Below are 6,152 nucleotides of genomic sequence, written 5' to 3' on the forward strand. Positions count from 1 at the left end.
CATGTGAAATATTACTGACGTGCCCACGAAAAAGCCCGCACCTCTGGACGCCGTGATCGTCGGCGCCGGAGTGGTCGGGGCGGCGTGCGCGTACTACGCCACCCGTGCCGGCCTCTCCGTCGCGGTCGTCGATCGCGGGCCCGTCGCCGGCGGCACCACCGGAGCCGGCGAGGGAAATCTCCTCGTCTCCGACAAGGAGGCGGGACCCGAGCTCGAACTCGCTCTGCTCTCCACCCGGTTGTGGCGCGAACTCGCCGACGGCCTCCCACCGGAGGACGGCGTCGAACACGAGCTCAAGGGCGGTCTCGTCGTCGCACCCGACGAGACCGCCCTCACCGCACTGCGCGCCTTCGCGGCCGGGCAACGCACGGCCGGTGTCACAGCGGACGAGGTGCCCGCCGGTCAACTGACCGATATGGAACCTGAATTGGCTCCGGGCCTGGCCGGCGGCTTCCACTACCCGCAGGACGCGCAGGTGCAGCCCGCCAAGGCCGCCGCCGCCCTGCTGCGCGCCGCCCGCCGCCGGGGCGCCCGCGTCCGGCTCGGCGAGGAGGTCACCGCCGTCCTCACCGACGCCCGCGGCGCCGTACACGGCGTCCGCACCCCGCGCGGCGACCTGTACGCACCCGCCGTCGTCAACGCCGCCGGCCCCTGGGGCGGCCGCATCGCCGAACTCGCCGGCACCCACCTGCCCGTGCTGCCGCGCCGCGGTTTCGTCCTCGTCACCGAACCGCTGCCGCCCGGCCTGATCCGCCACAAGGTGTACGCCGCCGACTACATCGCCGACGTCGCCAGCGGCTCGGCCGCCCTGCAGTCCTCCGCCGTCGTCGAGGGCACCCCCGCCGGGACCGTCCTCATCGGCGCCACCCGCGAACGCGTCGGCTTCGACCGCACCCTGTCCACCGAGGCCCTGCGCCGCCTGGCCGGCCAGGCCATCGCGCTCTTCCCCGCCCTGGCCGACGTGCACGCCCTGCGCACCTACTGCGGGTTCCGCCCGTACCTGCCCGACCATCTGCCCGCGATCGGACCCGACCCCCGCGTCCCGGGCCTGCACCACGCCTGCGGACACGAGGGCGCCGGCATCGGCCTCGCCCCGGCCACCGGCCTGCTCGTCACCGCGGCGCTCACCGGCGCCGAACCGCCCATCCCGGCCGAGCCGTTCCGCCCCGACCGCTTCCCCCAGCCGGACGCCACCCCAGGAGCCCCCTCATGAGCCGCGTGCCGCGCACCCCGCTCGGCCTGGTGCGGGCCGAGCCCGAACCGCCGTACCCCTTCACCTTCGACGGCCGCACCCTCACCGCACTGCCCGGACAGAGCCTGGCCGCCGCGCTCTGGTCCGCCGGCATCCTGTCCTGGCGCACCACCCGGAGCGCCGGGGCGCCACGCGGGGTGTTCTGCGGCATCGGCGTCTGCCACGACTGCCTCGCCACCGTCAATGGCCGCCCCAATCAGCGGGCCTGCCTGGTCGCCGTACGCCCCGGCGACACCGTCACCACCCAGGAGGGCACCGGACATGGCGCCGACCGCTGACCTCGCCGTCGTCGGTGCGGGGCCCGCCGGACTCGCCGCCGCCGTCCGGGCCGCCGGTCTCGGACTGAGCGTCACCCTGCTGGACGCGGGGGAGCGGCCCGGCGGGCAGTTCCACCGGCACCCCGCACCGGGCCTGCGGGCCGCCCGCCCCCAGGCCCTGCACCGGGACTGGGGGGACTTCACCGGGCGACTGCGGCAGCCGACCGGCGACCGCCTGACCCACCTGCCCCACCATCACGTGTGGACCGTGGTCCGCGCGGGCGCGCACTGGCGGCTGCACGCCGTCGCCGGGCCCGACGAGACGCCCGCCACCCTCGACGCGCGCGCCGTCCTGCTCGCCACCGGCGCATACGAACGCCAACTCCCCTTCCCCGGATGGACGTTGCCCGGAGTCGTCGGCGCGGGCGGGGCGCAGGCCATGCTCAAGTCCCATCTGGTCCTGCCCGGCCGGCGGATCGTCGTCGCCGGCAGCGGCCCGCTGCTGCTCGCCGTCGCCGGGTCACTGGCCGCCGCGGGCGCCCGCGTCCCCGCCGTCGTCGAGGCCGCCGACTACACCGCGTACACCCGCACCCTGCCCGCCCTGCTGCGCAACACGGCCAAGGTCGCCGAGGGCGCCCTGTACGGCGGCGGACTGCTGCGGCACGGCACCCGGCTGCTGTCCCGGCACGCCGTCACCGCCGCCCACGGAACGGCCCGCGTCGAGGCGGTCACCGTGACCCGGCTCGACCACGACTGGCGGCCCGTGCCCGGCACCGGCCGCGTCATCCCCTGCGACGCGCTCGCCGTCGGGCACGGGCTCGTCCCGCAGCTCGACCTCGCCACCGCCCTCGGCTGTGCCACCCGGCGCACCCCCGACTCCGCCCCCGCCCTGGTCGTGGACGCCGGGCAGGCCACGTCCGTGCCCGGAGTGTGGGCCGCGGGGGAGTCGTGCGGGGTGGGCGGGGCCGAACTGGCGGTGACCGAGGGCGAGATCGCCGCCGACGCCGTCACCCACGCCCTGCGCGGCACCCCGCGCGACGCCCGCCGCACCGCCGCGCTCACCCGCCGCCGGAGCAGGCTGCGCGCCTTCGCCGACGCGATGGCCGCCGCCCACCGGCCCGGCCCCGGCTGGGCCGACTGGCTCGACCCCGCCACCGAGGTGTGCCGCTGCGAGGAGGTCACCGCCGGGTGCATCCGCACGGCCGTCACCGAGTACGGCGCCCACGACGCCCGCAGCGTCAAGCTGCTCACCCGCGCGGGGATGGGCTGGTGCCAGGGGCGGATGTGCGGGCCCGCCGTCGCACGGCTGGCCGGCGAGATCCCGGCCCCGGACCGCCGCCCGCTGTCCTGTCCGGTGCCCCTGCGCCACCTGGCCGCGCTGCCCGTCAGCCCCCCTTCACCCAGCGAGGAGTCCGAAGCATGACCGTCGCAGACACCCGTACCCGCCCCTGGCACGGCGTCATGGTCGCCACCACCCTGCCGCTGCGCGACGACCTCTCCGTCGACTACGACGCCTACGGCCGGCACGTCGCCGACCTGATCGCGGCCGGCTGCGACGGTGTGGTCCCCAACGGCTCCCTCGGCGAGTACCAGACCCTCACCGACGACGAACGCGCCCGCGTGGTCCGCGTCGCAGTGGAGGCGGCCGGCGACGGCGCCCGCGTGATGCCCGGCGTGTCCGCGTACGGCAGCGCCGCCTCCCGCCGCTGGGCCGAGCAGGCCGCCGAGGCCGGCTGCGGCTCCGTCCTGCTGCTGCCGCCCAACGCCTACCGCGCCGACGACGCCACCGTCCGCGCCCACTACGCCGAGGTCGCGCGCGCCGGGCTGCCGGTCGTCGCCTACAACAACCCCTACGACACCAGAGTCGACCTCACCCCCGCACTGCTCGCCCGGCTGCACGCCGACGGGCACGTCGTCGCCGTCAAGGAGTTCAGCGGCGACGTCCGCCGCGCCTACGAGATCGCCGAACTGGCGCCGGGGCTCGACCTGCTCGTCGGAGCCGACGACGTCCTGCTCGAACTCGTCCTGGCCGGCGCGGTCGGCTGGATCGCCGGCTACCCCAACGCGCTGCCCGGCGCCTGTCTCGCGCTGCACCGGGCCGCAGTCGACCGCGACCTCGACCTCGCGCTGCCGCTCTACCGGGCCCTGCACCCGCTGCTGCGCTGGGACTCGAGGACCGAGTTCGTGCAGGCCATCAAGGCGTCCATGGACATCGCAGGCCGGCCCGGCGGGCCCACCCGGCCGCCGCGCTCCCCGCTCACCGGGGAAGCGGCCGCCGCCGTCCGCGCCGCCACCGAGAAGGCCCTCGCCGAGGGCCTCGACGAACGGCCGGCCGGCTGACCGTTGCTCGGTCTTCCGCTGCCCGACTGCTCGTCGTCTCCTTGCTCCACCGACCGCTGGAGGACCCGCGTTGCGTACCCGGCACGTCTACCACGCCGTCGACTCGCACACCGAGGGCATGCCCACCCGGGTGATCACCGGCGGCGTCGGGGTGCTGCCCGGCGACACCATGGCCGCGCGCCGCCGCCACCTGGTCGATCACCTCGACCACGTCCGCACCCTGCTGATGTACGAGCCGCGCGGCCACTCCGCGATGAGCGGCGCGATCCTGCAACCGCCCACCCGTCCGGACGCCGACCACGGCGTGCTGTTCATCGAGGTGTCGGGCGCGCTGCCGATGTGCGGGCACGGCACGATCGGGGTCGCCACGGTGCTCGTGGAGACCGGGATGGTGCCGGCCGTGGAGCCGGTGACCACGGTCCGGCTGGACACCCCCGCCGGGCTCGTCACGGTCGAGGTGCGGGTGCGGGACGGCGTCGCCGAGGAGGTCACGCTCACCAACGTGCCCGCGTTCTGCGTGGCCCTGGACCGGGTGGTGGACGTGCCGGGGTACGGCGCCGTCGGGTACGACCTCGCCTACGGCGGGAACTTCTACGCGTTCGTTTCACCGGACGCGCTGGGGCTGCCCTTCGGCCGGGAGCACAAGGACGAGCTGCTGGCCGCGGGGCTGGCGGTCATGGACGCGGTGAACGCCTCCCCGGACCGGCCGGTGCATCCGGAGAACCCGGAGATCTCCGGGCTCAAGCACGTGTACCTGATCGCGCCCGGGTCCGACGCGGCACACTCCCGGCACGCGATGGCCATCCACCCCGGCTGGTTCGACCGCTCGCCGTGCGGCACCGGGACCTCGGCGCGGATGGCGCAGCTGCACGCGCGCGGTGAGCTGGCGCTCGGCGCGGACTTCGTGAACGAGTCGTTCATCGGGACGCGGTTCACCGGGCGGCTCGTCGGCGAGACCACCGTCGGGGGGCTGGCGGCGGTGGTTCCCACGGTCACCGGGCGGGCCTGGATCACGGGCACGGCGCAGTACTTTCTGGACCCGGACGACCCCTTCCCGGCGGGTTTCCTACTCTGAGGTGCCGCGAAGTGAACTGATCGCAGCCGATCGCGTCCCGCAGTACCCGTAGCCGTGGAGGCAGACCATGGGTGGCCACCTGAAGCAAGCCAACCTCATCACCGCGCAGGAACGCCTGCGCGACCAGGTGGCCCACGCGCTGCGCGCCGCGCTGATCTCCGGTGAGCTGCAGCCGGGGCGGGTGTACTCGGCGCCCGCGCTGGCCTCCGACTTCGGGATCTCGGCGACTCCCGTGCGGGAGGCGATGCTCGACCTGGTCCGGGAGGGGCTGGTCGAGCCCGTGCGGAACAAGGGGTTCCGGGTGACCGAGGTCAGTGCGCGGGATCTCGACCAGTACAGCGAGCTGCGGGCGCTGATCGAGGTGCCGACGGTGGGGGCGGTGACGCGGTCCGCTCGGCGGGAGGAGCTGGAGGCGCTGCGGTCGGTCGCCGAGGAGATCGTGGCCAGCGCGCGCGAGCACGACCTGATCGGGTACCTGGACGCCGACCGGCGTTTTCATCTGTCGCTGCTGGGGCTGCACGGCAACGAGCGGTTGGTCGAGACGGTGGGCGACCTGCGCAAGCGGTCCCGGTTGTACGGGCTGACGGCTCTTGATGCGCGGGGGTTGCTGGTGCCTTCGGCGGAGGAGCATGTGGAGCTGCTGGACCTGATGCTGGCGGGGGACGCGGCGGCGGCGGAGGCGGTGATGAGCCGGCATCTGGGGCACGTGCGGTCGCTGTGGGCGGAGGGGGTGTGACGCTGCCTGCCGGCGGCTGGGCGGGGGGTGCGGGGTGCCTGCGGCGCCGGGTGGGTTGTCGTGTGCGGGTGTCGTTGTGGCTGGTCGTGGGTGTCTGCGGCGTCGGGTGCGTTGTCGTGTGCGGGTGTCGTTGTGGCTGGTCGTGGGTGTCTGCGGCGTCGGGTGCGTTGTCGTGTGCGGGTTTCGTGTGGCTGGTCGCCGTTGCCTGCGGCGCCTGGTCGTGGTTCGGTTGCGGGTGCGTTGTGGCTGGTCGCCGTTGCCTGCGGCGCCTGGTCGTGGTTCGGTTGCGGGTGCGTTGTGGCTGGTCGCGCCGTTCCCCGCGCCCCTTTTTTGTGCCTGCGGCGGCCCGTTTCGGTGCGTGGTGGGCTGGTGGCGCGCCTGCGGTGCGTTGTGGGGCGGGGGGGGGGGGGGGGGGGGGGGGGGGGGGGGGGGGGGGGGGGGGGGGGGGGGGGGGGGGGGGGGGGGGGGGGGGGGGGGGGGGGGGGGGGGGGG

General features: G+C 75.4%; 6 protein-coding genes. All 6 read left to right on the plus strand.

The annotated features are described in order from the left end of the window. Positions 1–19 precede the first annotated feature (19 nt). Positions 20–1,213, plus strand: coding sequence for an NAD(P)/FAD-dependent oxidoreductase (locus ACZ67Q_RS21050; protein ID WP_471184193.1), 1,194 nt, complete (start codon positions 20–22; stop codon positions 1,211–1,213). Next, a complete protein-coding gene (locus tag ACZ67Q_RS21055; RefSeq protein ID WP_471184196.1) occupies positions 1,210–1,530 on the plus strand; it encodes a (2Fe-2S)-binding protein in 321 nt (106 codons plus the stop codon). Before ACZ67Q_RS21050 ends, ACZ67Q_RS21055 begins: the two co-directional genes overlap by 4 nt. Beyond that, entirely contained in the window at positions 1,514–2,932 is a 1,419-nt protein-coding gene (locus ACZ67Q_RS21060) for an FAD-dependent oxidoreductase (protein WP_471184198.1), read from the plus strand. The genes ACZ67Q_RS21055 and ACZ67Q_RS21060 overlap by 17 nt, the downstream gene beginning before the upstream one ends. After that, on the plus strand, positions 2,929–3,849 hold the full coding sequence (locus ACZ67Q_RS21065) for a dihydrodipicolinate synthase family protein (RefSeq protein ID WP_471184200.1): 921 nt from the start codon (positions 2,929–2,931) through the stop codon (positions 3,847–3,849). Before ACZ67Q_RS21060 ends, ACZ67Q_RS21065 begins: the two co-directional genes overlap by 4 nt. A gap of 70 nt (positions 3,850–3,919) precedes the next feature. After that, the gene (locus ACZ67Q_RS21070; RefSeq protein WP_471184202.1) at positions 3,920–4,924 is read left to right on the plus strand and encodes a proline racemase family protein; all 1,005 of its coding nucleotides are present in this window, start codon (positions 3,920–3,922) and stop codon (positions 4,922–4,924) included. A 67-nt stretch (positions 4,925–4,991) separates the two neighbouring features. Continuing rightward, positions 4,992–5,660 (plus strand): GntR family transcriptional regulator, encoded by a 669-nt coding sequence (locus ACZ67Q_RS21075; RefSeq protein WP_471184205.1) that lies wholly within the window; start codon positions 4,992–4,994, stop codon positions 5,658–5,660. Positions 5,661–6,152 lie beyond the last annotated feature (492 nt).

This window comes from Streptomyces sp. NPDC036813, assembly GCF_055609245.1.

Coding starts and splice junctions, on each gene's coding strand:
- ACZ67Q_RS21055 (WP_471184196.1), top strand. CDS start 1,210: ATGAGCCGCGTGCCGCGCACCCCGCTCGGCCTGGTGCGGGCCGAGCCC.
- ACZ67Q_RS21065 (WP_471184200.1), top strand. CDS start 2,929: ATGACCGTCGCAGACACCCGTACCCGCCCCTGGCACGGCGTCATGGTC.
- ACZ67Q_RS21060 (WP_471184198.1), top strand. CDS start 1,514: ATGGCGCCGACCGCTGACCTCGCCGTCGTCGGTGCGGGGCCCGCCGGA.
- ACZ67Q_RS21075 (WP_471184205.1), top strand. CDS start 4,992: ATGGGTGGCCACCTGAAGCAAGCCAACCTCATCACCGCGCAGGAACGC.